Annotated in this window: 21 protein-coding genes; 12 read left to right on the plus strand and 9 right to left on the minus strand. The window is 67.1% G+C overall.

Annotation, left to right across the window (positions count from 1 at the left end; translation table 11 throughout):
* Positions 1-104: 104 nt before the first annotated feature.
* On the minus strand, positions 105-488 hold the full coding sequence (gene rpsI / locus ENSA7_RS07660; RefSeq protein WP_106088556.1) for a 30S ribosomal protein S9: 384 nt from the start codon (positions 486-488) through the stop codon (positions 105-107).
* Positions 489-528: 40 nt separating this feature from the next.
* Positions 529-957, minus strand: a complete 429-nt coding sequence (gene rplM, locus ENSA7_RS07665) for a 50S ribosomal protein L13 (protein WP_106088557.1) — start codon at positions 955-957, stop codon at positions 529-531.
* 361 nt (positions 958-1318) lie between these two features.
* Here rplM and ENSA7_RS07670 point away from each other — a divergent pair, with 361 nt between their 5' ends.
* Both ENSA7_RS07670 and ENSA7_RS07675 read left to right on the plus strand, forming a co-directional pair.
* Positions 1319-2320, plus strand: a complete 1002-nt coding sequence (locus tag ENSA7_RS07670; RefSeq protein WP_106088558.1) for a GGDEF domain-containing response regulator — start codon at positions 1319-1321, stop codon at positions 2318-2320.
* Between the two features lie 91 nt (positions 2321-2411).
* Entirely contained in the window at positions 2412-3332 is a 921-nt protein-coding gene (locus ENSA7_RS07675) for an NAD(+)/NADH kinase (RefSeq protein ID WP_106088559.1), read from the plus strand.
* 107 nt (positions 3333-3439) lie between these two features.
* Here ENSA7_RS07675 and ENSA7_RS07680 read toward each other — a convergent pair whose 3' ends face one another.
* The 3 genes from ENSA7_RS07680 to ENSA7_RS07690 all read right to left on the minus strand — a co-directional run bounded on the left by ENSA7_RS07680 (position 3440) and on the right by ENSA7_RS07690 (position 6964).
* Entirely contained in the window at positions 3440-4324 is an 885-nt protein-coding gene (locus tag ENSA7_RS07680) for a PAS domain-containing protein (protein WP_106088560.1), read from the minus strand.
* Positions 4325-4456: 132 nt separating this feature from the next.
* Positions 4457-6148 carry a protein kinase domain-containing protein gene (locus ENSA7_RS07685; RefSeq protein WP_106088561.1) on the minus strand — a complete coding sequence of 564 codons (1692 nt, stop codon included), beginning with the start codon at positions 6146-6148 and terminating at the stop codon, positions 4457-4459.
* Between the two features lie 69 nt (positions 6149-6217).
* Positions 6218-6964 (minus strand): hypothetical protein, encoded by a 747-nt coding sequence (locus tag ENSA7_RS07690; protein WP_146157445.1) that lies wholly within the window; start codon positions 6962-6964, stop codon positions 6218-6220.
* 521 nt (positions 6965-7485) lie between these two features.
* On the opposite strand from ENSA7_RS07690, the gene recN reads away from it, so the two are divergent.
* Together recN and greA are read left to right on the plus strand one after the other, a co-directional pair.
* A complete protein-coding gene (gene recN / locus ENSA7_RS07695; protein ID WP_106088563.1) occupies positions 7486-9366 on the plus strand; it encodes a DNA repair protein RecN in 1881 nt (626 codons plus the stop codon).
* Between the two features lie 119 nt (positions 9367-9485).
* The gene (gene greA, locus ENSA7_RS07700; protein WP_106088564.1) at positions 9486-9968 is read left to right on the plus strand and encodes a transcription elongation factor GreA; all 483 of its coding nucleotides are present in this window, start codon (positions 9486-9488) and stop codon (positions 9966-9968) included.
* 27 nt (positions 9969-9995) lie between these two features.
* On the opposite strand, the gene ENSA7_RS07705 is transcribed toward greA, so the two are convergent.
* The 3 genes from ENSA7_RS07705 to ENSA7_RS07715 form a co-directional block, all read right to left on the minus strand.
* On the minus strand, positions 9996-11012 hold the full coding sequence (locus ENSA7_RS07705) for a hypothetical protein (protein WP_106088565.1): 1017 nt from the start codon (positions 11010-11012) through the stop codon (positions 9996-9998).
* An 80-nt stretch (positions 11013-11092) separates the two neighbouring features.
* A complete protein-coding gene (locus tag ENSA7_RS07710; protein ID WP_181233403.1) occupies positions 11093-12310 on the minus strand; it encodes an AAA family ATPase in 1218 nt (405 codons plus the stop codon).
* Between the two features lie 299 nt (positions 12311-12609).
* The gene (locus ENSA7_RS07715; protein WP_106088567.1) at positions 12610-13707 is read right to left on the minus strand and encodes an RluA family pseudouridine synthase; all 1098 of its coding nucleotides are present in this window, start codon (positions 13705-13707) and stop codon (positions 12610-12612) included.
* A 98-nt stretch (positions 13708-13805) separates the two neighbouring features.
* On the opposite strand from ENSA7_RS07715, the gene ENSA7_RS07720 reads away from it, so the two are divergent.
* A complete protein-coding gene (locus ENSA7_RS07720; protein WP_146157446.1) occupies positions 13806-14390 on the plus strand; it encodes a hypothetical protein in 585 nt (194 codons plus the stop codon).
* Positions 14391-14477: 87 nt separating this feature from the next.
* The gene (locus ENSA7_RS07725; protein WP_181233405.1) at positions 14478-15575 is read left to right on the plus strand and encodes a VWA domain-containing protein; all 1098 of its coding nucleotides are present in this window, start codon (positions 14478-14480) and stop codon (positions 15573-15575) included.
* Positions 15576-15592: 17 nt separating this feature from the next.
* Here the strand turns inward: ENSA7_RS07725 and ENSA7_RS07730 are convergent, their stop codons facing one another.
* Complete coding sequence (locus tag ENSA7_RS07730) at positions 15593-17257, minus strand: hypothetical protein (RefSeq protein ID WP_181233406.1); 1665 nt, start codon at positions 17255-17257, stop codon at positions 15593-15595.
* A gap of 159 nt (positions 17258-17416) precedes the next feature.
* Between ENSA7_RS07730 and ENSA7_RS07735 the strand changes: the two genes are divergently transcribed.
* The 6 genes from ENSA7_RS07735 (at position 17417) to ENSA7_RS07760 (ending at position 23831) form a co-directional block, all read left to right on the plus strand.
* Positions 17417-18544 carry a phosphatidylethanolamine N-methyltransferase family domain-containing protein gene (locus tag ENSA7_RS07735; protein ID WP_181233408.1) on the plus strand — a complete coding sequence of 376 codons (1128 nt, stop codon included), beginning with the start codon at positions 17417-17419 and terminating at the stop codon, positions 18542-18544.
* A 302-nt stretch (positions 18545-18846) separates the two neighbouring features.
* Positions 18847-20247: a hypothetical protein gene (locus ENSA7_RS07740; protein WP_106088572.1), complete on the plus strand. Its 1401-nt coding sequence runs from the start codon at positions 18847-18849 to the stop codon at positions 20245-20247.
* Complete coding sequence (locus tag ENSA7_RS07745) at positions 20244-21356, plus strand: MXAN_2562 family outer membrane beta-barrel protein (RefSeq protein ID WP_106088573.1); 1113 nt, start codon at positions 20244-20246, stop codon at positions 21354-21356. The genes ENSA7_RS07740 and ENSA7_RS07745 overlap by 4 nt, the downstream gene beginning before the upstream one ends.
* Positions 21357-21540: 184 nt before the next feature.
* Complete coding sequence (locus ENSA7_RS07750) at positions 21541-21963, plus strand: hypothetical protein (protein WP_146157448.1); 423 nt, start codon at positions 21541-21543, stop codon at positions 21961-21963.
* The gene (locus ENSA7_RS07755) at positions 21960-22553 is read left to right on the plus strand and encodes an HAD family hydrolase (RefSeq protein WP_181233410.1); all 594 of its coding nucleotides are present in this window, start codon (positions 21960-21962) and stop codon (positions 22551-22553) included. Before ENSA7_RS07750 ends, ENSA7_RS07755 begins: the two co-directional genes overlap by 4 nt.
* Positions 22554-22565: 12 nt before the next feature.
* On the plus strand, positions 22566-23831 hold the full coding sequence (locus ENSA7_RS07760; protein WP_106088576.1) for an FG-GAP repeat domain-containing protein: 1266 nt from the start codon (positions 22566-22568) through the stop codon (positions 23829-23831).
* Positions 23832-24282 lie beyond the last annotated feature (451 nt).

Below are 24282 nucleotides of genomic sequence, written 5' to 3' on the forward strand. Positions count from 1 at the left end.
TCCCGGCCACCCCCACCGTCCCACAGCCAACCAACGCAGAGCGCTCCGCCACAGGGGCGGAGCGTTCCATACGCCAGAGAGACCTGGCCAGAGCCGAGACCAGCTCAGCGCTTGCTGAACTGGAAGCGCGCACGGGCGCCGCGGCGGCCGTACTTCTTGCGCTCTTTCTTGCGGGGGTCGCGGGTCAGGTGCCCGGCGGACTTGAGCGCGCCACGGAATTCACCGTTGACCCGCAGCAGCGCGCGAGCGATCCCGAGGCGCACGGCCCCAGCTTGACCCGAGAGCCCGCCGCCACGCGCGGTCGCCCACACGTCGTACTGCTCGCGCGTGTCGGTCTCGACCAGCGGTTGCTCGACGAACTTCATGTTGGTCGGGCGGGTCAGGTATTGCTCAGCCTCACGTCGGTTGATGCTGATCTTGCCTTCGCCCGGCATGAGCCAGACACGGGCGATGGCGGTCTTGCGCCGGCCGGTCGCGTAGTACTTCATGATTTCGGTGCCGTAACGGGGTGTGGAGCCAGCGCTGAAATTAGAGCTGGTGAGGCTGCGGGTTCTGGGCTTGGTGGGGATGCTCGGTGCCGGCGTAGACCTTGAGCTTCTTGAAGGTCTGACGGCCCAGCACGCCCTTGGGCAGCATGCGCTTGATCGCGCTGCTGATCACCAGCTCGGGCTTCTTGGCGAGCATCTCTCGGGCGGTGCGGGTCTTCATGTGCCCGAGGTAGCCCGTGAACTTGTTGTAGGTCTGCTGGTCGAGCTTGGCGCCCGTGAACTTGACCTTGTCTGCGTTGATGCAGACCACGAAGTCGCCAGCGTCGAGGTGCGGGGTGAACTCGACCTTGTGCTTGCCGCGGAGCAGGCCCGCGATCTTCGACGCGGCCCGACCGACGGTCTGACCTTCGAGGTCGATCAGCAGCCAGTCGCGCTTGATCTCGGCCGGGTTCGGAATGTGGGTGCCCATGGGACGCAGAGATCTAGAGGAGGGGCTCAGAGGTGTCAAGCGGCCGCTGTCGGGCCGTCGAGCGGTCGCCCGCGGCCGGCTGAGGCCGGACCTGCCACGCCTGCATGCCCCGCGGGGCGGACTTCTACCACGCGAGCCGCAGCCATCCAATCCAGGAGCCGCCGCTCGTGTGGATCCGCCCGGACATGCACGTCGAATTTGCGCGATCGCGCGGTGGTTTCAGCGGGCGCGACGCCAACGCAGGCCCGTGAGTCCACAGGCGGCACCCCAGCGCAGCCGGGATCTCGCCGCCGCGCCGCCCCAATGCGCCCACGCCCCTATGCCCACCTGGGCAGAAGGGTGATACTTCTTCGAGTCGCCCATGAGTACGCCCCGCGCGAAGATTCTCGTCGCCGACGATTCATCGGTAGAACGCGCCGCCGCGCGAACAGCGCTCGAAGACGCCGGCTACGCCGTGATGGAGGCGGTCGACGGCCAACAAGCGCTCGAGGTGTTCGCCCGTGATCGCCCCGACCTCGTGATGCTCGACGTCGTGATGCCGCGCCTGACCGGCCTCGAGACCTGTCGAATCCTCAAGGCCAAGGCCGGCGGCAACTACTTGCCCGTGATCATGGTCAGCACCCGGAACTCCGTGAACGCGCGGGTCGAGGGGCTTCGCAGCGGCGCCGACGACTACCTTGGCAAGCCCTACGACGCGGAGGAGCTGCGCGCCCGCGTAGAGGCGTTGCTTCGCACCCGCAAGGTCATTGCCGAGCGAGCCGCGACCGACGGTGAGCCGGGCAGCGCCGGCTCCACGGGTTCGGCCGGCGGTGGATCCGGCGACGGCGGGAGCGAGTCCGAGCCACCGACGCCCGCCTCGACCCGCCACTCCAACGAGGCGTTCAAGCGCCGCGCCGAAGAAGAGTTTGATCGAGCCGAGCGGTACAGCGATCCGCTCGCGTGTCTGCGCGTCGAGCTCGACGACTACGACGGCCTGGTCAAGCGCCACTCGAGCGACGCCGTGGCCGGCCTGGTCCGGGGCCTGCGCGACGTGATCGAGGCCAGCGTTCGCAAGATCGATCTCGTGTTCCGGCTCGACCCGCGCGGCTACATCCTGCTGCTGCCCAACACCCACTTCCCCGGCGCGCTCGCGGTCGCCGAGCGGATCTGCCTGGACAGCGCCAAGATCCGCGTCGACGCGGCCCCCGACTACCGCTGTACGGTCAGCGTCGGCGTCTCGTTCTTCCCCAACAAGGACACCCACTCCGTCCAAGATCTCCTCGACCTCGTCGGCGCCGCCCTGGATCGCGCGCGCAGCGAGGGCGGTGGAAAGATCTGCCTGTTCCAGCACCAGGGCTACCTCTACGCCCCCGAAGCCGGCTGACCATCGCCCCCAGCGACCGCGCCATGCCATGCCCTGCGCGCCCGGCATGGCAAAGTGCGAAACCGTCTGTGGGGGTCTAACATAGCCCCCGATGATCCCTCGCCAGCCGATCGCCCCGCCGAAGCGGGTCATGTTGTATCCGCGCGAAGATGGGCCCGCCGCGTACGGTGCCGCGACCCAGGCTGCGATGTGGCTACATGAACGTGGCGTCGGGGTCGTCGTCGATCAACGCGTCCACGCTCGCTCCGGCACCAACGGGCTCGAGCTCCCGGCTGCCACGGTCGGCGTGCCGCTCGACCAGATCCCTAGCGACGTCGATCTCATGGTCGCGCTCGGTGGTGATGGCACCCTGCTCCGCGCCAGTCGCTGGGTCGCCGACATGGGCGTGCCGGTCGTCGGCGTCAACCTGGGCGATCTCGGGTTCCTGTCCGCCTACGGCCGTGAGCAGCTGGTCGACGTGCTGCGCGACGCGATCGAGGGCCGACTCAACTGGGAGCCGCGCTTGCGCATGGGCGTCGAGGTCCGCCGGGACGGCGAGCTGTTCGCCACCGAGACCGCGGTCAACGACGTCTACATCAAGCACGGGCAGATTCCCCGGCTGCTGCGGCTCGCAACGCGGGTCGGCGATCACGAGCTCGCCAGCTACAAGGCCGACGGCCTGATCGTCTCGACCCCGCTGGGATCGACCGCCTACAACCTCGCGGCCGGCGGACCGATCGTCGCCCCCGGCACCGAGGTGTTCACGATCACGCCGATCTGTCCGCACAGCCTGACGCTGCGGCCCGTCGTCGTCTCGGCCCACGACGGCGTGACCGTGACCTGGGAGGGGCCGACCCAGGGCGTGAGCGACGGCTACCTGACGGCCGACGGCGCGTGGAAGATCACCTTGCAGCTCGGCGACGAGATCAAGATGCGCGCCGCCGCCAAGCCGCTGCGCCTGGTCCCCGCCAAAGCCAGCGTGTTCGAGGTGCTCGGCGCGAAGATGGGCTGGTCCGGCTCGGGCCTGGCCTGACGTCAATGACCCCCACATGAACCCTGACTTTGTCGATTGCAGCCGCTGGCGCGTCTGGTCGCGTCGCTCCTGAGGATCGATTGTTCGCAAGCGAGCTGGTCGGTGCTCTAGCTCTCGCTCTCGCGCGCCGATTCAGATGCGTGGGCGTAGCGAATGCCGTCTTGCAGGGTTCCGCGTACGATGACACCGCTCAGGTCGGCGCGCAGGTTCATCAGCGCGAGCGCCACGTCGGGGCGGATGCCGGTGAGGATGACGCGCGCACCCAGGAGTTGGGCGACCCGCGTAGCCCGCACCAGCGTGTCGGCCGTGACCTCGTCGGCGGAGGGAATTCCTGTCACGTCGAGGATCGCGAACCTCGCGCGTGAGCGCTCGATACCCTGCAACATCGTGCTCATGATTTGCTCGGCGCGAACCGGGTCGAGCTGGCCGACCAGCGGCATGACGACGATTGAATCACTGATCGGGATCAGCGGAGTCGACAGCTGAATCAGCGCGGACTCATGGATACGCAGGAGTTCCTCCTGGCGCAGGTTGTCTTCGAGGAGCTGTTCGTGGCGCTTGCGCTCGGTGATGTTGCGGCAGACGAGGATCACGGTGTCGTCCGACATGGGCGAGATGTTGGCGGAGAACCATAGTTCCTGGTCCTCGATCGGGAGGCTATAGTCCATGGAGACCACGCGCTGCCGCTCGAGCGCCTGGTGGATGTGAGTGAGGAAGAAGTCGGCTGCTTCGGCGGACATGACCTCGTGCATGTGCTTGCCGAGGAGCTCGGTTGACGGCCGGTACAGGAGATCAGGCGCGGTCTCGGCGATCTCGAGGTAGCGGCCCTCGCGGTCCATGACCAGGACAACATCGGTCATTGCCCGAAACATTGCCCGTAGCTCGGCCTCGGATCGCCGCAATACGGCGATCTCCGCCTCGAGCTCGGCGACCCGGGCCCGGAGCCCAGCGAACTCGGAGGAGTTGTCTTGGGGAGGTCCAGATTCGGTCACGTGCTGCCAATTCCCGCACCTTGCAGCCTAGCCTGGTTTGCGCCACGTGTACAGGCTCCTGGCGCACCTCCCGTCCACCGGTGATCGTCGGCATTTTCGGCATCCTCGGCTTTGCGCAGCGACGCCGCCAGCTCAGATCTTCAGCACGCGTCGCAGCTCGTCGGACAGCGCACGATCGTCACGCAGTGAGATCGAGTCGTGCTTGGGCTCGATCACGAATTGCTTGAACGACTGCAGCCGCGCCAACACCTCGTGCTCGCCGAGTCCACAGATCGTCGCGAGCGCCGAGCGTGCCCGCTGCAGGCTCATCGTGTTGCCGAGATCCCGGTCCCACTTCCCCCAGGTCTTCAGCAACATCATGGCCTGGTTGGCGACCTGCGCGGGCTCGCTGAGCGACCCCTGAGTTGGCTCGGCCGCGCGCAGCTGCCGGGGCGTTCGACCGACTTGCGAAGTGGTGGCGACCGAGCGGGACAGCTCGGCGCCGCTCGCCGATGCGTGGGGCCGCGCCGTGACCTCCGAGAAGCGCTGGGCGAGGGCGCGGATGAACGCGCCCATCCATGGCTTCATCGCGTCGACTTCGCGCTCGAGCACGCTGGCCGTGACCTTCATGGCGACCACGTCGGTCAGCGTCACCACGCTGGCGGTGCGCGGCGTCGAGGCCAAGATCGCGGTCTCGCCGAACACGTCGCCGGGACCGAGCGTGCGCAGCGACTCTTGCTTGCCGTCGATCTGCTTGAACACTTCGCAGCGACCGGAGATCAAGATGTAAGCGGCGTCCCCGACCTCGTGCTCGCGGATGATCCACTCGTTGGCGGCAAAGGTCTGGCGCGGGAAGTTGCCGCCGCCGCGCATGAAGCCCTGCAGATCCGCCTGCATGTCCTCGACACGCTCGTAGCGATCGACGGTCGTGGTCGCCATCGCCACGCTGACGATGCGCCGCAGCTCGCGGGGGATCGCCAGCTCCTTGGGCAGCTTGGCGCCCCCTGCCTCGGCCTGGAGGAGCACGTCCACGGCGTTGCGACCCTGATAGGGAGGGTGGCCCGTGAGGATCTCGAACAACATGGCCCCGAGCGCGAACACGTCGGAGCGGGGGTGGATCTGTCGCTGGTCGCCGCGCGCCTGCTCGGGGCTCATGTACGCGGGCGTGCCCATGATGATGTTGGCGTTCGCGGCCACCAACATCAGCGGATCGCTGACCCGCCGGCTGCGAGCCAGCGGATCACCACCGACAGGCGGCGGCATCACCTTGGCGATGCCCCAGTCCATCACGTAGACCTGCCCGTAGTCGCCGACCATCACGTTGTCGGGCTTGAGATCGCAGTGGACCACGCCGCGACTGTGGGCAAACGCGACGGCGTCGAGGACCTTGAAGAACACGTCGAGCAGCCGCAGCAGATCGTCGTGCGCGACCGCAGTGGCGATCCTGAGCCCCGACTGATCGGTGCGGTCGTGGGTCGATCGCAGCGCGTCGATCAGCTCGCGGAGCGTGCGGCCCTCGACCAGCTTCATGGTGAAGAACAGCCGGCCATGTTCGTCGACCCCCAGCTCGTGGACCGGGACGATGTTCGGGTGGTCGAGCTGACCGGTGATCTGGGCCTCGCGCACGAGGCTGCGGACCGCGAGCAGCGAGTCCGTGTGGCCCTCGAGCAGCTGCTTCATCGCGACTCGCCGCCGCAGCGCACGATCGACGCCGATGCGGATCGAGGCCATGCCGCCGCGGGCGATCTCGCCTTGCACGTCGAGTCGTTCGGCGTGCTCGGGCAACACCGAAGCGATCAGCGCGTCGACGTCGTCGGCCTGAACGTCGACGCGGTTACCCGTCATTGAAGCCTCTCATCGGCGGGGTTGTACCAAGTCTCCCGGCCGGACCAATCTGTGGGCGCTAGCCCCCGGTCAACCGACCGCCTCGTGGCGATCATGGTGGAGCGAGAGGTTGGCCGCCGCGATGCAACACTCGCGAAGAAAGTCCATGTACAGGTCCAGCGTGCGCTCGCCGGTCTCGGCCATGCGATCGACACGCTCGGGGTTGGCGTCCAGAAACTCGAGCATGGTCCGACTCAGAGATCCGCGGTCCCCGAAATTTGCGAGCGCGTCGAGGCTGCGCAGACAGCCGCGAACGTCCGCGCCGAGCAAGCACTCCGCCTGCGCGGTCACCCGCCCGGCGAGCGATCCCAGGGTCGCGTCGGCCTCGTACACCGCGGCGAGCTGGGTCCACGGGCGCGGACCATCGACCTGGGCCTGCTGGCTCTCGTGGAACCGCTTCATGGAAGCCGTCGCCGACTGGGTCAGAAGATCGGTCAGGTTGATGTGCGGCAGGCGTCGCGCGTTCCACAGCTGCGCGAGTCGACGGGTGTCGTCGGCCACGAGCCGGTAGCGCTCGATCGCCTCGCCCGCGATCTGCAGGAGCGAGAGCGACAGCTTGTGCTCACCCACCTCGGCGCAGCGACGACTGGCCTCGACCAGGAACCGCTCGGCCGGCTCCTGCAGCTGCATGGTGAGCGCGGCCCACTGAATCAAGAATGCATGCAGCAGCGCCGGGCTGACCTCGGCCGCCATTAAGATCCGCAGCTCCTGCCGATCTTTTAGACCCTGGCGGGCGCCCGAGAGGCGGTCTTGGTAGGTGTCGAGCGGCGAAGACATGGCACACAGCGCCCCCGAGTGGCTGCCCAACTGGGCGCGCACAGCGTCTAGACAGCCTGGGAGGGGCCAGACCTCGAGTGGGGTGTTTTGAACTGGATTCCTACCAGTTCGGTCGGCGCTGCGGGGCGATTCGGCGCGCCGGTTCCTAAGCTTTGTACCGATCACTGGGTTCGAATGCAACAACAATATCAGAAAAATCCAGTAGAGTTGTAGCCCGACGACTGCTGTCCAAACGGTCATAAGTGGCCAAATTTGGCGCTAGATGGGGATCGACGGGTTACCTACATGTGTACTGGCGTCGGTATTTGGTGCGGTGATCGCTTCAGAAAATTCACCTACAGTAAACTCGTGCGACACGCGCCGACCTGCGCGTGAGAGACGCAACCCCACCAATTTGTGTTCCCAATCAATCGGATCCCAATGGCCCCACTCACGCCTCAAAATGGGTACATGTGATCCCGTCTGGACCATGTGTGGGACGACCACTCCCTCGCGGCAGGCGGCTGTGCTAGGAGCGTCCCGTGCTGGACTACCTGCGCATCCGGGGCCTGGCTCTGCTCGATGACGTGGCCCTGGAATTCGAGCCGGGCATGAACGTGCTGACCGGCGAGACCGGCGCCGGCAAGTCGATCATCGTCGACGCGCTCACGCTCTTGCGGGGGGGTCGCGGCCGCGCCGAGCTGGTCCGCGAGGGCGACGAGACCGCCCGGGTCGAGGCCCAGTTCGCGGTCCGCGGGCGGGTCGACGCGGGTGGCGTGAGCTTGGGGCTCGGCGAGCTCCTCGACCAGTTCGGGCTCGCGCTCGAGGACGAGGCCCTGGTCCTCGAGCGGCGGATCCGCCGGTCCGGGCGCGGGCGCGTGGCGATCCAGTCGAACCTCTCGACGCTCGCGGCGATCACCGAGATCGGCAGCGAGCTGATCGAGATCTGCAGTCAGCACGAGCATCACTCGCTGACCCACGTGGCCCACCACCTCGAGCTGCTCGACGCCTACGCGAAGCTCGACGGCCCCGACGGTCCCCTCGCCGACTACGCTGCCCACTACCGGAGCTGGCGGACCCTGAGCGAGCGCATCGCCGAGATCCGCGAGCAGGAGGCCGAGCGGCTGTCGCGGGCAGACTACCTGCGGTTTCAGATCGACGAGCTCGAGCGGGTCGAGCTCGAGCCCGGCGAGCACGAGCAGCTGCGCGCGCGGCTCGGCGTGCTGCGCAGCTCGCATGAGCTGGCCAGCTTCGCCAACCAGGCCCAGTCGCAGCTCTACGAAGACGACGACGCGGTGGCCTCGCTGCTCGCGGTCCTGCTCGAGCGAGCGCGCCGCCTGCCCGAGGGCCTCGCCGCCCTCGCCGAGATCACCGAGCAACTCGAGGCCGCCCAGATCGCCTGTGAAGAGGCCGCGGCCGCGGCCGCGCGGCTCGCCGACGAGATCGAAGTCGGGCCCAACGAGCTCGAGCGCACGCAAGAGCGGCTCCACGAGCTCGAGCGGCTGCGTCGCAAGCACGGCTGCGAGGTCGACGAGCTGATCGAGCGTGCCCAGTCGATGCACGAAGAGCTGCTCGCGCTCGACTCCGCCGAAGACGAACTCGCGCAGCTCGAGCAGCTCGAGGCCAAGCAGTGGGCGCAGGTCGAGCGCCACGCGGACAGCTTGCACGCCGCGCGAGTCGCCGCCGCCAGCGGCCTCGCCCGCGCGATCGAAGCCGAGCTCGACGCCCTCCACATTCCCAACGCGAAGCTGAGCGTCGAGCTGCGTCCGCTCGAGCCCAGCTCGTCCTCGGGATCTGGATCTGGATCTGAAGAAGAAGCAGACGACGACGACACGGCCGAGCCGATCGTCCGCGACGCGATCGGACCTCGCGGCCGTGACCGCGCCGAGCTGCGGTTCTCCGCCAACCCCGGCGAGCCGCTCGCGCCCCTCAACAAGGTCGCGTCTGGCGGCGAGCTCTCGCGCGTGCTGCTCGCGGTCAAGAGCGTGCTGTCGACTCGAGCGCGGGTCGCAACCTACGTGTTCGACGAGGTTGACGCGGGCGTCGGCGGGGCCGTGGCCGAGGCGATCGGCCTGCGCCTGCGCAAGGCCGCGAGCAACCATCAGATCTTGTGCATCACCCATCTCCCGCAGATCGCGGCCTACGCCCAGGCACACTTTCGCGTTCGCAAGCTCGTCGTCGATGGTCGCACCGTGACACGGGTCGAGCGCCTCGACGCCGACGAGCGGGTCGAGGAGCTCGCGCGCATGCTCGGCGGCAAGCGAGTGACCCAGAGCGCACGCGAGCACGCGCGCGCGCTGCTCGACCAAGCCCTCGTGCCCACGCCGTCCGCCGCCAAGCCGCGATCGGCAAAGTCTGGCAAGGCCGGCAAGGCCGGCAAGTCCGGCACAAAGTCCAAGCCGCGTCGCGCGAGCGCTGGCTGAGCAAGTCCTCGCGTCGCGGGGCAAGTGCTCGGCTCGACGTAATGTGGTTCCGGGAGTAACATCAGCTCTCGCCAACGGCGCGAACCCTCAGGGGTTCAAAGGTTCAGAGGTGCATCAACATGGCCCAACGCTTCCCCATGACCCCGGCCGGTCTCCAGCAGCTCCGCAGCGAGCTCAAGCAAATCAAAGAGGTCGATCGGCCGCAGAACGTCAAGGACATCGAGACCGCGCTCGGCCACGGCGACCTGCGTGAGAACGCCGAGTATCACGCCGCCAAAGATCGCCAGGCCGAGCTGGCCGCGCGCATGGCCTACCTCGAAGGCCGGATCGGCCACGCCCAGGTCATCGATCCCGCCAGCATCGAGTCCGACTCCATTGGCTTCGGCGCGACCGTGACGCTGACCGACATGGACACCGACGAAGAGGTCGTCTACGTGCTCGTCGGCGAGACGGAGAGCGACGTCAAAGCTGGTCGAATCTCGATCGCCGCACCGATCGCCCGCGCGATGCTCGGCAAGCGCGAGGGCGACGACGTCACCGTGCAGCTGCCCAAGGGCGACCGCGAGTACGAGGTCGTCAAGATCGAGTACAAGCCCCTGTAGATCCGATCGACCGAGGCGGTCTGAAGATCACGACATCGCCGTCGCGCGGGTTCCGTCAAACCGCAGCTGCCCGTTGGATTTGAGCTCCTGCAGGTGCCGCCTCAGCGCCTGGCGGGTCTGCGGGAGCAGACCCGCGAGCTCGTCGACCGTTCGTGGGTGGAGCTTCACGAGAGTCAGGATCAGGTCCCGAGTCTCGTGGCTAGCTGGCCGTTTACCCAGCGCGCGCACCCGCAGCTCGAGGTTCTCGTCCAACTCGGCAAATCGCTCGTCATCGGCAAACATCGGCTCAGGCGGCGCCGGCGGGCTGCTGTCGTGCAACGGAGGAAGCGCTAGATCGTACTCCCGCATCATCGCTCCCAAGTGGTGGGCCAGATACGCGCGCGAGAGCGTTCGATAGGGCGCTGATTCTCGCCCGACCAAGATCCGGATCTTCCGCCGCCACTTCTCCCGAACGGCCGAGGGTCCTCGACTCGCTTCGAGCCGGAGATCCTCGACGACATCCCTCAACAGCCCGAGGTGCGTGTCGTAGCGATCGCTCGGCGTGTCGAGCGCGAGAGCCCTGGCCGTCGACATTCCCTCCGGCGTACGACCTTGCACGGTCCACCGCTCGGATGTCCCACCATCGTCGACCGCACACTCGAGGTGTGCCTGAGGATCGACGACCGATGGATCGAGGAGCCTGGGTTGCTCACCAGCGACGGCCGTGCTCCACGGACACATCCTGCGGCCTTCGACGTCAAAGACTCCGCCCTTCCTCAGGCTACACTCCAGACACGCGGACAGCAGGTTGCTCCAGCTCCAGGTCAGCCACCAGTAGCCAGGGTGCGCGTCGCTCCGCGCGCTGCCCTTGTGTGGACGACGAGGGCGAAAGTGATCGATATGGGCGCTGCGCTCAACCTCCCGCTCGCAGTACGCACACTTCCGATGACACGCCGCTCGCAGCGGCTCGCGGACCACGTCATAGCCCGCGTCAATTTGTTTCTCACGGCTGCCGATGAAGCTGACCACCTGCTGTGGATCCCCCGGGTCGAGATCTGCGCTCATCCACTCGAGCGCCAATCGTGCCAAACGGCGACTGCGTTCTTCGGTCAGCGCCGGTGGCTCTGCACCTCGATGAATGCGGATCACGACCGCGGCTTTCGTGATCGTCGCGTTGGAGCTGGCGCGTGTATCCCTGCCGTGTCCAGCTGACTGCGGAGTTCACCCAGTTCTTTGTCCTCACGATTGTCGCGCTCAGGATCTGCGGCGAGGAATTTATAGCGACTCAGGACCCGTGCGAGATCGGTCGGTGGAGGATTCTCGATCCCGAACAACCGCCGGTAGAGATCGGTCGCCGTCATCAACCGAGGGTCATCCTCGAATTGTTGCGCGATGATGTCGCCCTCTTCATCCCAGTCGAGCAACACCACTTGCTCCGGTCGCAACCGAGAGATCAACAGCGGCGAGTGGGTCGTGGCGACAAACTGAAGGTTGGGGAACGTCTGCGAGAGCGCATCAATGAAGTCTGCCTGCCAGTCTGGATGCAAGAAGAGGTCGAGTTCATCAACCAACACGAGGCCACTGAGGTTGCGCGGATCGGTGACGCCCACACCCTCGAAGTCGAGCAGGAACTGCCCGACGAGATCGGCGATCCATGACAGCGTGGACTGATAGCCATGCGAGAGATAGGTCGCGGGCATCTTGTAGGGCTTACCCGCGATCTCGAACTGAAATTTGTCCTTCTCAGCGAGATCTCGGAGCGAGACTCCGCCAGCACCGCGTAGCTCGAGGTCGGTGATCTGCGGCACCGTGTGGGCCTGCGCGACGAGCACCTTCCTCAGTAGCTTGTTGAACGCGCTTGCGAAGACCTTGCCGTAGCTCTGTTGATCGGAAAACCCGAGCCCGGTCGGGGGCGTCGGCTCAAACAGCGAACGCAGCCGTTCCTCGGCCGGACGAGCAACCTTCCCAGACTCGAGAGTCAGCCGGCGATCCACGCCGTAGCCAGCCACGAACCACCACGGGCAGTTCGATGCTCGCACGTGCTCGAGCGGATCATCGGTAGGCCCCGCGGGCTTCGAATCGAGGTCGCCGTACCAAGATCGCCCGCGGATGACCAGCTGGCCCGGCCCAAGCGTGAGCTCGGAGCTCACGCGAGTGGGGCGACGACGACCGGCTACGGGCAGCTGACGAGTTGGATGGGGTCGCTTTCCAACCGCGCTCAGTGGCGGCAGCGAAAATTCGGCGGCGATCTTCACTTTCCTCGGGGACGCCGGCCTGCGATCAAAGAACGAGGCCAGGGTCGAGCGCGCGAGGCTGTTGGCGAGCGTCGGCCCAGCAGCGGCCAGCGCGATGGCCTGCAGCATGGTGGTCTTTCCCCGTGCGTTCCGCCCAACCAGGACCGTCCAGCGACGGGGCTCTCCCGTTGAATCGCAGAAGCTCAGGCGAAAATCTCGCATGAGCTTGAGGTTCTTGACGTGCAATTCCCGAACGTACATGGCCGAGTTCCGCTCGACTCTGCGCCAAGTCACCCAGAACACGCAACCATACACGTTGGCGCAGGTTTCGCCGAGCGGTCACGGTCGGCTTCAGTGTCGAGGACCAGCGCCTATCGATCCGGTCTCCGCGTGCTCGCGGCTCGACCTCGGACACAGCGGGACCTTTGTCACGACCCCGGCCACGCGAGCAGCTGCGCGAGCTCGGGTGGCCACGCCGCCGTGAACTCGACCCGCTCGCCCGTGTGCGGGTGCGGCAAGCTCAGCGAGCTCGCGTGCAGGGCGTGGCGCCACAGCCCCAGCCGAGCCTCGAGCTCGGCGACTGGGCGGCCGCCCTCGACCACGTCGAGAAACTCTTGCTCGCTCGCCGTGTACAGCTTGTCGCCGATCAGCGGGTGTCCGATCGAGGCCAGGTGCACGCGGATCTGGTGGGTCCGCCCGGTCCGCGGCCAGCACCTCACCAGCGTGATCGGCTGGCCGCGGTGCTGGCCGTGACGCAGCGACTCGACGTCGGTCCGCGCGAGCTGGCCGCCGTCGTCGAGCTCTCGCCGGCCGATCTTGATCAGGATCCGCGAGCCCTTGGCCGAGCCCAGCGGGACGTCGATCGTCTGGGTGCCCTCGAAGTGGCCAGTGACCAGCGCGAGGTACTGCTTGTCGACCTCGCGCCGAAAGAAGCTGCCCTTGAGCACTGGCCCCGAGCCGTGGCGCCGACCAAACACCATCACGCCCGAGGTCTCACGATCGAGCCGATGCGCCATCTCCCAGCCGTGTCCGGGGCCGAGTCGGCGTCGCATGAGCGCGGTCAGGGTGTGGCGGTGGTAGCGAGCCGAGGGGTGGACCGGCAAGTTGGCGGGCTTGTCGAGGACCAGCAGGTGCCGATCTCGATGCAAGATCGCGTAGTCCAGCACGACCGGCGGCTCGGTCGGTGCGGGGCGCCGAATGATCAACACCTGCCCGGCCCGAACCCGCAGCGAGTTCTTGCGCATCGACTCGCCGCTGCTGCGACAGCGTACGCCGCCACCCGCGAGCATCTTGTGCACGCGGTTGCGAGACAGCCGAGTGAATCGCTGCGACAAGAACCGATCGAGGCGCTGGCCCTCACTGCCGGGCCCGACCGCGAGCTCGAACTCGATGTACGGCTGGCCGTGCTCGTCGTAGACGATGTCGTCGTAGACCTCGGCGTCGTCTCCTTCTTCGGGCGCCGCGCTGTCCGCGAGCACCACGGGGTCGACGCCAGACTCGGCCTGGCCCTCGCGTGGCTGGCTCATGCGGCCCGGATCATAGCCGTGCCGTCCAGATCGCACGGCGCGGAGATTCCACAAGCTAACATTGCTGGCATTTTCACGACGGGTGCTATAGTCGGCGCATGACTTCTCCCGACCCCAAGGCACAGACCCCCGAGCCGGCTGGCGGCGGGATGCTGCCGGCTCTGCTCGCGGGTGCCGGTATCCTCGCCGTCGCCGCCCTGTTCATCTTCGGTGGCGACGACGACAAGACCTCCGACGCGACGCAGAACAAGGACGGCCAGGCTGCTCACTCGGCCAGCAACCAGGCCGGCAGCAACGCCAAGGGCGGCGTCGCGGCCCGACAAGCCGACGCAGCCACCAAGAGCGGGCGGCCCACGCCGCGGCTCAACCCCCGCATCGCCAACGCGATCGTGACCGAGGGCATGGCCCCGGTCCCCAACAAGAAGCCCGAGCCGACCAGCTGGGGCTCGCGCGAGGAAGAGATCGTCTACTGGGAAGATCAGCTGCGCGAGGCCAACCGGATGCTCGAGATCCGCGAGCGCGCCACCGAGCACGTCCCCAAGCAAGAAGAGAAGATCCGCGAGAACGGCACTCCAGGGGATCTCGCCGAGTTCCAGCAGCGCAAGATCGTGGTCGCCGACAACCTCGAGCGCGCCCAAGCTCGCGTCGAAGAGGTCCAGCTCAAGCTCGAAGCACTTCGTTAGCCGGTTTTTTCGTGGGATAGGCAACGCTGACATCGCGCGCGTGTCCCGGAGCTTCCTTGGTCGCAGGCTTTGGCTATGCTGGGCCCGATGTCGGCCAAGCGCCTCCGCTCTCGTGTCTTTACCAGCCTGCTGCTTCCGCTGATCGCGGTGCTCCTGACCGTGAGCGGTTGCGGGCTGACGATCACGCGGATCCAGACCGCGGCCGACAAGCCCAGCAACGTCGCGGTCTACTTCAAGGTCGAGGACGGCAAGGGCGAGCCGGTCGGCGGGATGACGGCCGAGCAGTTCGAGATCTACGAGGACAACGAGCTGGTCTCGGTCTACGAGAGCAAGCAGACCATCCTCAACCCCGAGGTCGCCGCCTCGCACTACACGCTGCTGCTCGTCGACATGAGCGGCTCGGTCGCGGACTCGGAGGACTTCCCCAAGATCAGCGAGGCCGCGACGCTGTTCACCAGCCAGGTCGAGAAGAACAACCAGGTCGCGATCTACGCGTTCGACGGCTCGGCCGAGATCCACAAGATCACCGACTTCACCGGCTCGGCCGGCGGTGCCCAGGCCCGCGCCAACTCGCTCAGCGGGTTCAAACCGCAAGACCCGAGCACCAACCTCAACGGCGCGATCGTGCAGGGGCTCGAGGTCCTCGACGAGGGGCTCGAGAAGGCTGACAACCCGCTGCGGATCGGGACCCTGGTCGTGTTCACCGACGGCACCGATCGGGCCTCGCGCGTGCCCGAGAGCGAGATGCTCGACGCGGTCAACGGCACGCCCTACGAGGTGTTCGCGATCGGCCTGGGCGCCGAGCTCAGCGAGAAGGACCTGCAGCAGATCGGCAAGAGCGGGACCGCGCTGGCCAAGGACAGCTCCGAGATCCAGACCGCGTTCGAGACGATCGGCAAGCGCATCGAGCAGCTGACCCAGAGCTACTACCTGCTCAGCTACTGCTCGCCCGCCCGGGCCGGCGAGCACACGGTGACGATCAAGGGCAAGCACACGCCCGAGGGCAAGAAGAACGAGACCACCGGCAAGCTCGAGACCGAGTTCGACGCCGAGGGCTTCGACAAGGGCTGCGACCCCAACACCAAGCCCAAGTTCGACATCACCAAGGGTGACATGGCCGCCGACGACAGCGGCGGCGGCGGCAAGGGCAAGGCCAAGGCGTCTGCCTCGGCGTCTGCCAAGTAGTCGCCTGTGAGGTTCGGCTACACCTCGGTGATCGAGAGCTGGTAGCTGCCCGGGCTGTTGTAGCCGTCGATGAAGATCGAGATCGTCTGACCCGCCGTCAGGTTGAGCGGGATCGACGACCACAGGTCGACCATCTGATCGGTGATCGTGTCGTCGTTGCAGCCCAGCTCGGGGCCGTCGCAGCCGCCGTCGCGGATGTACATCAAGGTGTCGTAGTTCGAGCCCTCGAGCGAGAACAGGTAGGTCCCGGTGGCGGGGGCGGTCCACGACAGCTCGGCCTCGGGCGCGCCGTCGAAGCTGCAGGTGCCGTCGTGGTCATCGCCAGCGCCGAGCGTGCTGCCCATCGCCAACGCTGGCAGCTCGCTGCCCAGATCCTCGCCGCAGCCGGACCCACCGCCCTCCGCCGCGATCATCAAGCTCATCAGCCCCGGCGCCTCGGGCTCCCACTCGCTGACGAACACGATCTGTTGTCCGGCGTCGGCCTCGAACAGCAGCGTCGGCTCTTCCCCCGGGATCGAGCTGGCGCACAGCCCCTCTTCGTCGGCGCACCCGTCGAGCAGGACCGAGAGCGCCGAGAAGTTCGGTGAGCCATCCTGGCTCGCGCGGTACAGGCCGGTCGCCGGGGCGGTCCACACGAAGCGCCGCTCGAAGCTGGCGAAGCTGCAGCCGAAGTACAGGTTGTCCGCGTCGAGCTCGACCGGCCACTCGGTCGCAACCGGGACGATCGGCTGCAGCACCTCGGCGCCGTCGCACAGATCAGGCTGGCCGTCGATCAGCCTGACGTGGATCTCGTAGTTGCCAGCGGAGTCGCCGAAGCCATCGGCCACGATCGTGTAGGGCTGGCCCGCGAACAGCTCGACGGCGACCAGGGACTCGATGGTCATCCCATCGAAGGCGTCGTCGTTACAGGTCACGACCGGCCCGCCACACTCGCCCTGAACCACGTGCAGGACCGTGTCGTAGTCCGAGTTGAATGTGTCGATCTCGTAGACCCCCGTCACGGGCGGCACGAACAGGTAGCCATGATCCGGAGCGCCCTCACCCCCGCACTGCGAGCCGAAGTCGTCTGAGGTGTCGAAGGTCGAACCGAACACGCCATCTTGGGTCCCGGACAGCAGGCCCACGGGGCAGTCGCTCGGGGTGTCGCCGAGCGGGAGCAACGAAAATTCCACGTAGGCGGGCCCAAAGTCGACTTCTGTGTCCCACACGAAGGTGTAGCGCTGGCCCGCGAGCGCGCTGAAGTTGACCGTGTTCGGAAAGTCGAACGCCGCGCAGCCCTCGAGCGCCCCACCGCAGCCGCCACGCAGGACGGACAGGTACATCGGCACCTCGGTCCAGATGGTGGCCTGATAGTTTGCGGTGAGCGGTGCGATCCAGGACGCCGAGAAGTCTGGACCCGGGCTCGGACCACACTCGCCATCGTGGTCGCTCCCGAGCGCAGGCTCGACGACCGCCCCCCAGTAGACCTCGGGCTCCTTGCCCAGGTCGATGTCGATGCAGTCGTCGTCGCCGTCACCGTCGCCGGTCGGATCGCCGTCGCCGGTCGGATCTCCGTCGCCGGTCGGATCGCCGTCGGTCTCGCCGATGTCGCCAAACCCCTCGAGGCCCGGTGGTCGGTCGGGCCCACACCCGGCAGCGAACACCGCCACCAGACCAATCGAGTTCAAGCTGTGAAAGCGCACGTGGGCGAGTATAGACCCCGACAGATATCCTCGACCACGCCGACAGCGGCCGCTTCCGCACCACCAAACCCGCGGCCGCTCCGGCCCCGGCTGGACGTGAGACCAGTCTCGGGGCCACGTCACTTGGGTCGCCTCGGCTCTAGGAGCATCATCTGGGCCGTGGAAGGGCTCCGCCAAGTCGTCTCCCTCGAGGGCGTGCTGTTCGGTCTTGCGACCTACGGCCTGTTCATCGTCGTCCTGTTCGCGCTGACCAAGCTGCTGCCCGGGCAGATGGTCCTCGGCCAGCCGCTGCCCGGGAGCGGCAAGCGGCTGACCTACAAGGTCAACGGCATGGCCCTGTTCGTCGCGGTCCACATGCTGATCTTCGTCGGGGCATGGTTCTTGGACCTGTCGTTGACGCCGCTGCTCGATAATTTTTGGTCGCTGCTGGTCGCCGCCAACATCATCACGATCGTGTGGCTGGTGCTCATGAACCGGGGCAGTCGGGCCCGCCTGCGCAAGGCCGAAGAGCGCGGCGAGGCGACCACGGACGACCCCAAGCACAGCCTGATCGGGCGGCTGTGGTACGGCATCGAGCTCAACCCCGTGTTCCTCGGCGTCGACCTCAAGACCTTCGCCTACCAGCCCTCGCTGATCGGGCTTGGCGTGCTCAACGTCGCGTTCGCGTGGGCGCAGTACGAACAGCTCGGCCACCTGACCCCGCAGATGCTGGCCTACCAGCTGTTTTGGTGGGCCTACCTGTTCTCCCACTACTGGATCGAAGACAACGTGCTGTCGATGTGGGACGTGATCGCCGAGCGCTTCGGCTTGATGTTGCTGTGGGGCGACCTGGTGCTGGTGCCGTTCTTCTACTGCATCGGCGGCTGGTGGCTGGTCAACGACCCCGAGCCGATGCCGCTGTGGCGGGTGCTGGCGATCGTCGCCCTGCACGTCACGGGGCTGTGGATCTTCCGCGAGTCGAACTCGCAGAAAAATCGCTTCAAGCTCGATCCCAGCGCCAAGATCTGGGGCAAGCCGGCCCGCACCGTGGGCGGACGGCTGCTGGTCTCGGGGTGGTGGGGGATCGGCCGCAAGATCAACTACACCGGCGAGATCATGGTCTACACCTCGTTCGCGCTGTGCACCGGGTTCAGCTCGATCATCCCCTACTTGCTGCCGCTGTGGCTGTGCGTGCTGCTCCCGCACCGGGCCTGGCGCGACGAGCAGCGCTGCGCGGCCAAGTACGGCGAGGTCTGGGTCGAGTACACGCAGATCGCCAAATTTCGGATGATCCCGTTCTTGTACTGACGATCTCCCCGGACATCGCCGGACATCGCCGGACGGCCCGTCACCGCGTCGAGCTTGGCTTGCCAGATTGTCAACCGCCCGCCCCCGCGCTCGCCGCTGAACGCGGCGCACGAGCGGCTCCCATCGCTCCAACTAGCGCTGCGCGCCCATGGGTTGGTGCAGTGTCGGATCGCACCGCGCACCTCGCTGGTCTAGGCGCCGTGGCACTGACGTTGCATACTGGCCCGACGATGCAGCGATCGGCTCCTCGTACGCACCGAGTTCGCAGCCTCGCGCTGGCAAGCGCGACCGCGCTCGTAGCCGTGGCGCTGTCGGGCTCCCGCCCCGCGCTCGCGGCCCCGCCGACGGCCGAGGACTTTCAGATCTTCTACTACATCACCGACGAGAACGGCGATCGCGACCGAAGGATGTCCGCGCTCGACATGACCGGCTTCGTCAACCAGGCCCGCTGCGAGTGCCGACAGAACATCATCTCGCGGATCACGTTTCAGGGCAGCAACGTCGATCAGGATCAGCTCAACACCTACGTGGGGCAGAACTGCGCGACGGCCCAAAAAAACGGCGGCATCGGTCAGTTCGCGCCGTGTGCCCTGCTCGCCTCGGGCACCCCACAGGCGCTGCAGACCGGGTTCGAGTACGGCTTCTCGCCGCTGTTCTTGGCCTACGGGGTCCAGGATGATCAGGGCATCGCCAACGCCGTGCCCGACGGGACCTGCAGCGGACTCGAGGGCCAGGGCGGCGTGTGGATGTGCTCGAGCGCCAGCAGCTGTCAAATGGGCGAGTTCTTCATGGAGGGCTCGACCAACAACAACGTGCCGGGCTCGGGCATCAGCTACGACTACCAACCACCGCTCAATCCCCCATCAGACTTCCAGGTCAGCGCGGGGGACTCCTCGGTGTTGATCAGCTGGAAGGTCACCGCGGTGCCGCAGTCTGGCTACAGGGTCCTGTGCGCGGACGAGAACGGCGCCCCGATCGACAACGGCATCTCGTTCACGCCGCCCACCCCGACCTCGTTGATCAACGGCACGATCTACTACACCAAGGACAACCTGTGCCCCAACGGCGAGTTCGGCCCGGACTACGGTGGGGACGGTGATGGGGACGGCGACGGCGACGGCGACGGCGATGGTGACGGTGACGGCGAGTGCGTCGAGGGTACGGACGGATGCACCTGCTTGCCCGACGACGAGTGCGAAGGCTCGCTGTCGTGCAACCCAGACGGCATCTGCGAGTCGATCGGCTGCACGCCCGGCGAGGTTGGCTGCGTGTGCACGGCCGAGGGCCTGTGCGACGCGCCCAACGAGTGCACCAACAACTACTGTGTGGCCCCCGCGACCGGCATCAACACGCTCGACTGGTCCTACGTGTGCAGCGACCACCTGCCGCTCAACACCAACGAGGCGCGCATCACCGGGCTCGAGAACGGCAAGAACTACCAGTTCGTGGTCGTGGCCTACGACTACGCCGGCAACTACGTGGCCAGCACCGAGTCGATCACCGCCAGTCCCGTCGACACCAGCGGGCTGTGGGAGCAGTGCGAGCTGCAGGGCAACATCTGCGGTGAGGGCTGGAGCTGCAGCGTCACCGATCAGCCGCGCGGGCGCCTCGCGGGCGGGCTCGGCCTGCTCGGCCTGCTCGGGTTCGCGGGGCTCGGCGCAGGGCTGACACGCCGACGCCGCCACCAACGGAGGCGCGCGTGAGCGCCGTGTTGTTAGCGAGCCTGGTCTTTGCCTTCGCTGCCCCGCCGCCACCGCCACCCAGCGGTGACGACGACGTCGCGGACCCAGCCGAAGACGAGCTGCCACCCGAGCCGGCGCCCGAAGCCGAGCCCGCACCCGCACCCGCACCCGCACCCACACCCGCACCCGACGTCCCGCTCGACGAGCGCTACGACCCGATCCTGCCCTACGGCGACGCCGAGGATCAGCCCGAGTTCGAGTACGCCGACGAGACTCCCCCGCCGCCCGAGCTCGAGTACGCCGACCAGACGCCGCCCGATCCCGAGATCGAGTACGATCAGACTCGCCAGCGCCCCTCGCCCGCCGACTCGGCGCTCGCGCGCGAGTCCGACCAGCAAAACGATCTCGGCAAGGCGCAGTTCCAGGGTCGCGTCGAGTCGCCGCAACGCTTTGCTGTCGAGATCAAGTTTGGGCCCTACCTGCCCGACGTGGATCGCCGCTACACCGGGGAGGGCTTCGGGCCCTACGCGAACATCTACGGCCGCACCGACGACCTCGGGATGACGACCAGGCAGCCCGCCAAGGGCCTGTTCTCGGTCGTCAGCTTCGAGTGGCAGTTCGTCCACTTTGGCGGCCCGTTCTCGGTCGGGACCACGGTGGGCTTGTTTCGAGACCGCGCCGACGCCCTGATCGCCGAGCCCGTCGCCGACGGCGAGAGCCTGCGCTCGCAAGCCGACAAGACCCGGTTCAGCGTGGTCCCCGTGACCCTGCTGCTGGGCTACCGGTTCGAGCTCCTCGCGGATCGGTTCCGCGTGCCGCTGGTGCCCTACGCCCGCGGCGGCGTCGCGTACGGGTTCTGGTGGGAGCGCAAGGGCAGCCAGCTCGCGGTCAATGCCGCCGGTCAGAAGGCTCGCGGCGGCAGCTGGGGCTGGCAGGCCAACCTTGGTCTGATGCTGCGCCTCGACTTCATCGAGCGGGGCACGGCCATCGATCTCGATCGCCTGACCGGCATCAACCACACGTACATCTTTGGCGAGTGGCAGTTCTCCCACCTCGACGGGTTCGGCAGCGACACCGCCATGGCGATCGGCGACGACACCTTCTTGCTCGGCCTCGCCTTCGAGTTCTGAGCCGCGCTTCGCCGGTGTTGGCGAGCATGAGCCCGCGCGCGTCGGCCTCGGTCGCGACCAACGACGCGAGCGCGAACCCGATCGCTGGAGCCGCCAGAGACCAGCGCCGCTTCGTTTGTTGCATCCGGTGCACCTGCGCACTCTGCGGGTTTTCTGGGCCGCGTGGTGGGTTAACATCGTGGCGATGGCACCCCGCCCAAGGCCCTGGCTCGTCGCGCGCGGCGTGATGCTGGTGTGGATGCTGCTGGGTGTGGGCTGCCGCGTCGGAGATCCGACCGTGCCTGTCGAGGGACATCGCGAGCTGTGCTGCCGCGCCGCCAGCCCCGACAACGTGAGCTTCTCGGGCTGCCGCGTCAGCAACCACTGCCGGGCCAACGAGGAAGTCTGGGTGCGTGGCCCGATCATGTGCGGCGTGGCGGATCCGCGCGAGTGCGACGGTGGTCGCTGCTGCGTGCTCGACCTCGACGGGCTCGAGACCCTCGAAGCTGACGCCGAAGTCGACGCCCAGCTCCAACCCCCGCCGACGAGCGAGCCCGCGCCCGCGCCCGCGCCGATCCGTCCAGTCCCATTCGATGGGCCAGCCACCGCCGCCGCGTGGGGCCAGTGAGCGCGGCCGAGCGCCCGTTCGCCAAGCTGCTCGTGCTCGATCTCGACGAGACGCTGATCCACGCCCGCGACCGCGACGAACCGCCGCTGCCATGGCCCGCCCAGCGCCAGGTCGCCCGGTATCACGTGCACCTGCGCCCGGGCGTGCGCGAGTTCATGTCGAGCGCGCTGCAGCGGTTCGTGGGGGTCGGCATCTGGACCTCGGCGTCGACCGAGTACGCGACCGCGATGCTCGACCGGCTCGTCGATCGTCGCCGGCTCCGCTTCATTTTTGCCCGCGATCGCTGCACGCAGGTGTGGGACGCGGAGCGTGAACAGACCTACTGGCGCAAGGACATCGCCGAGCTGCACGGGTTTGGGTTTGGTCCCGGCAGCATCTTGGTCGTGGACGACAAGCCCAAGGGGCTCGAGTGCAGCCACGCCAACCTGATCCCCGTGCGTCCGTTCGAGGGCGACCCCGAAGATCTCGAGCTCCCGATGCTGCGCCGCTACCTCGAGCAGCTCGGTCCCCTCGACGATGTGCGTCAGGCGGACAAGCGGCGCTGGCGGGAGCAGTTTGAGGACGAGGACTTTGATCTGGATGTATCGTAAGGGCAGCGGTCGATGTCACGGTTTGTCGTCAGTGGTGTCTGGTTCTCCTCGCTCTTGCTGATCGGGTGCACGAGCCATCACGAGCGGGATGCTCCTCGAGCTGCTGTCGCCGCCCCCGATCCGGCGCGTGAGCTCGACCCCTCGCTGATCTCCCCCTCGCTGCCGACCGAGCCCGAGGTTCCAGAAGCCTGGACGGATCTCGGCCGCACCACCTCGTTGAAGTACAAGCCGCTGACCGGGGCGATCGGCGACGTGACCGGCGACGGCCAGGCCGACGTGGTCGTGATCGCGTATCTGGTTGGCAACGCGACCGGGCTCGTGGTCCTGACCGGTGCCGGCGATGGGAGCTTTAGCGAGGGGACACCGCTCGAGCTCGAGGGTGAGTTTGGTGGCAGCGGCGTGGGGCTGGCTGACTTCGACAGCGATGGCGATCTCGACGCGCTGATCCTCGACGCTGGCGGGAAGCCGGCGTATCGGGTCGCTAACAATCTTGGTTCTGGCAGGTTCGAGCTCGGCTCTGCCCACGTGATTCCGGGTCGCGACGGCGGCGAGCTGCGCCACGCTGCGATCGCGGATCTCGACGCCGACGGTGATCTCGACGCCGTCGTCCCGCTGTGGGACTCGCTGCGTATTCTCGAGGGTGACGGCAACCGCAACTTTACCGCTGGCCGGCGGCTGTCCAGCGCCCGCGACCCGTTTGACGTTGCGCTCGCGGACTTGGATGCCGACGGTGATCTCGACCTCGTCACGGCCACGGGCGCAGGGTTTCCGGTCAGCGCGGATAACTACGACACCGCTGGTGCGTCGCTGTGGCTGTACCGCGGCGATGGTGGCGGCTTCGCCAAGCCCGAGGGAATCTCGGTCGCCGCGATCAGCCGAGTCGAGATCGCCGATCTCGATGGCGACGGTGAGCTCGAGGTGGTGGCGACCGGATCTGCTGGGATCACGATCGTCGAAGATCCCCTGGGCGTCCGCGAGACTCAGCTGCTGTCCGTTGCCAGCGATGGCCCGCTTCTGATCGCCGACCTCACGGGCACGCTCGCGCCTGATTTGGCGACCTGTAGCTATATCCAGGGCCAGGTCCACATCCTCAGTGGGTATCCGAATTCGAGTAAATCGAGCCTTGGCGCTGGCGACTATGTCACCGCGATGTTCGCTGCTGACGTCGCTCGGAATGAAGGCCGCCACGACCTCGTGTTGCTCAACGCTGGTCCGCCGCCGCAGCCCTACGCGGCTGGCAGCCCCTCGATTGAAGTGCGATTTACCGATGACTTGTGAGGCGGCGGGCTGAGATTGGGCGTGACCCCTGATGTTGCATTGAAAGCCGGAGGTACAGCACGGCTTCGAGTTCGTTCGCGTGGGCCCGCGTCTGCGACGGTGCAGCGCGCACGGGCTGGATGAGGTCCCAGCCAGAAGATTGGCTGAAGATCGTCGGCCTACTCCTTGGGGATCAGCGATGACTTCGGGACGGCTTGTACTCCGCTGTGGCTTTCCGCCGCGCCAGAACGTTCGGGCTGGGACCTCATCCGGCCTTTTGTGCGCTCCACGTTTGGCCAAAGTCGTCTCCGCTTCGGACACAGGGTCGGTAGCGCACTAGTTGAGCCGATCCCGGTTCTCGCTCAGTCCGTCCCTCCACTTCTTCACCGACGATTCATCACACTGCGCCAACAGCGGGCATCGGAGGCCATGTTTCAAAGCTGTCACATCGGAGTGCCAGAACAGCGCGCTT

This window comes from Enhygromyxa salina (assembly GCF_002994635.1).
GTDB lineage: Bacteria > Myxococcota_A > Polyangia > Nannocystales > Nannocystaceae > Plesiocystis > Plesiocystis salina_B.

Excerpts from the sequence above, each read along its gene's own strand:
- ENSA7_RS07710 (WP_181233403.1), bottom strand. The coding sequence starts at position 12,310 with ATGCTGCAGGCCATCGCGCTGGCCGCTGCTGGGCCGACGCTCGCCAAC.
- rplM (WP_106088557.1), bottom strand. The coding sequence starts at position 957 with ATGGGCACCCACATTCCGAACCCGGCCGAGATCAAGCGCGACTGGCTG.
- ENSA7_RS07760 (WP_106088576.1), top strand. The coding sequence starts at position 22,566 with ATGTCACGGTTTGTCGTCAGTGGTGTCTGGTTCTCCTCGCTCTTGCTG.
- ENSA7_RS07715 (WP_106088567.1), bottom strand. The coding sequence starts at position 13,707 with ATGAGCCAGCCACGCGAGGGCCAGGCCGAGTCTGGCGTCGACCCCGTG.
- ENSA7_RS07720 (WP_146157446.1), top strand. The coding sequence starts at position 13,806 with ATGACTTCTCCCGACCCCAAGGCACAGACCCCCGAGCCGGCTGGCGGC.
- ENSA7_RS07670 (WP_106088558.1), top strand. The coding sequence starts at position 1,319 with ATGAGTACGCCCCGCGCGAAGATTCTCGTCGCCGACGATTCATCGGTA.
- ENSA7_RS07725 (WP_181233405.1), top strand. The coding sequence starts at position 14,478 with ATGTCGGCCAAGCGCCTCCGCTCTCGTGTCTTTACCAGCCTGCTGCTT.
- ENSA7_RS07685 (WP_106088561.1), bottom strand. The coding sequence starts at position 6,148 with ATGACGGGTAACCGCGTCGACGTTCAGGCCGACGACGTCGACGCGCTG.
- ENSA7_RS07690 (WP_146157445.1), bottom strand. The coding sequence starts at position 6,964 with ATGTCTTCGCCGCTCGACACCTACCAAGACCGCCTCTCGGGCGCCCGC.
- ENSA7_RS07705 (WP_106088565.1), bottom strand. The coding sequence starts at position 11,012 with ATGAGCGCAGATCTCGACCCGGGGGATCCACAGCAGGTGGTCAGCTTC.
- ENSA7_RS07675 (WP_106088559.1), top strand. The coding sequence starts at position 2,412 with ATGATCCCTCGCCAGCCGATCGCCCCGCCGAAGCGGGTCATGTTGTAT.
- rpsI (WP_106088556.1), bottom strand. The coding sequence starts at position 488 with ATGAAGTACTACGCGACCGGCCGGCGCAAGACCGCCATCGCCCGTGTC.
- greA (WP_106088564.1), top strand. The coding sequence starts at position 9,486 with ATGGCCCAACGCTTCCCCATGACCCCGGCCGGTCTCCAGCAGCTCCGC.
- ENSA7_RS07750 (WP_146157448.1), top strand. The coding sequence starts at position 21,541 with ATGGCACCCCGCCCAAGGCCCTGGCTCGTCGCGCGCGGCGTGATGCTG.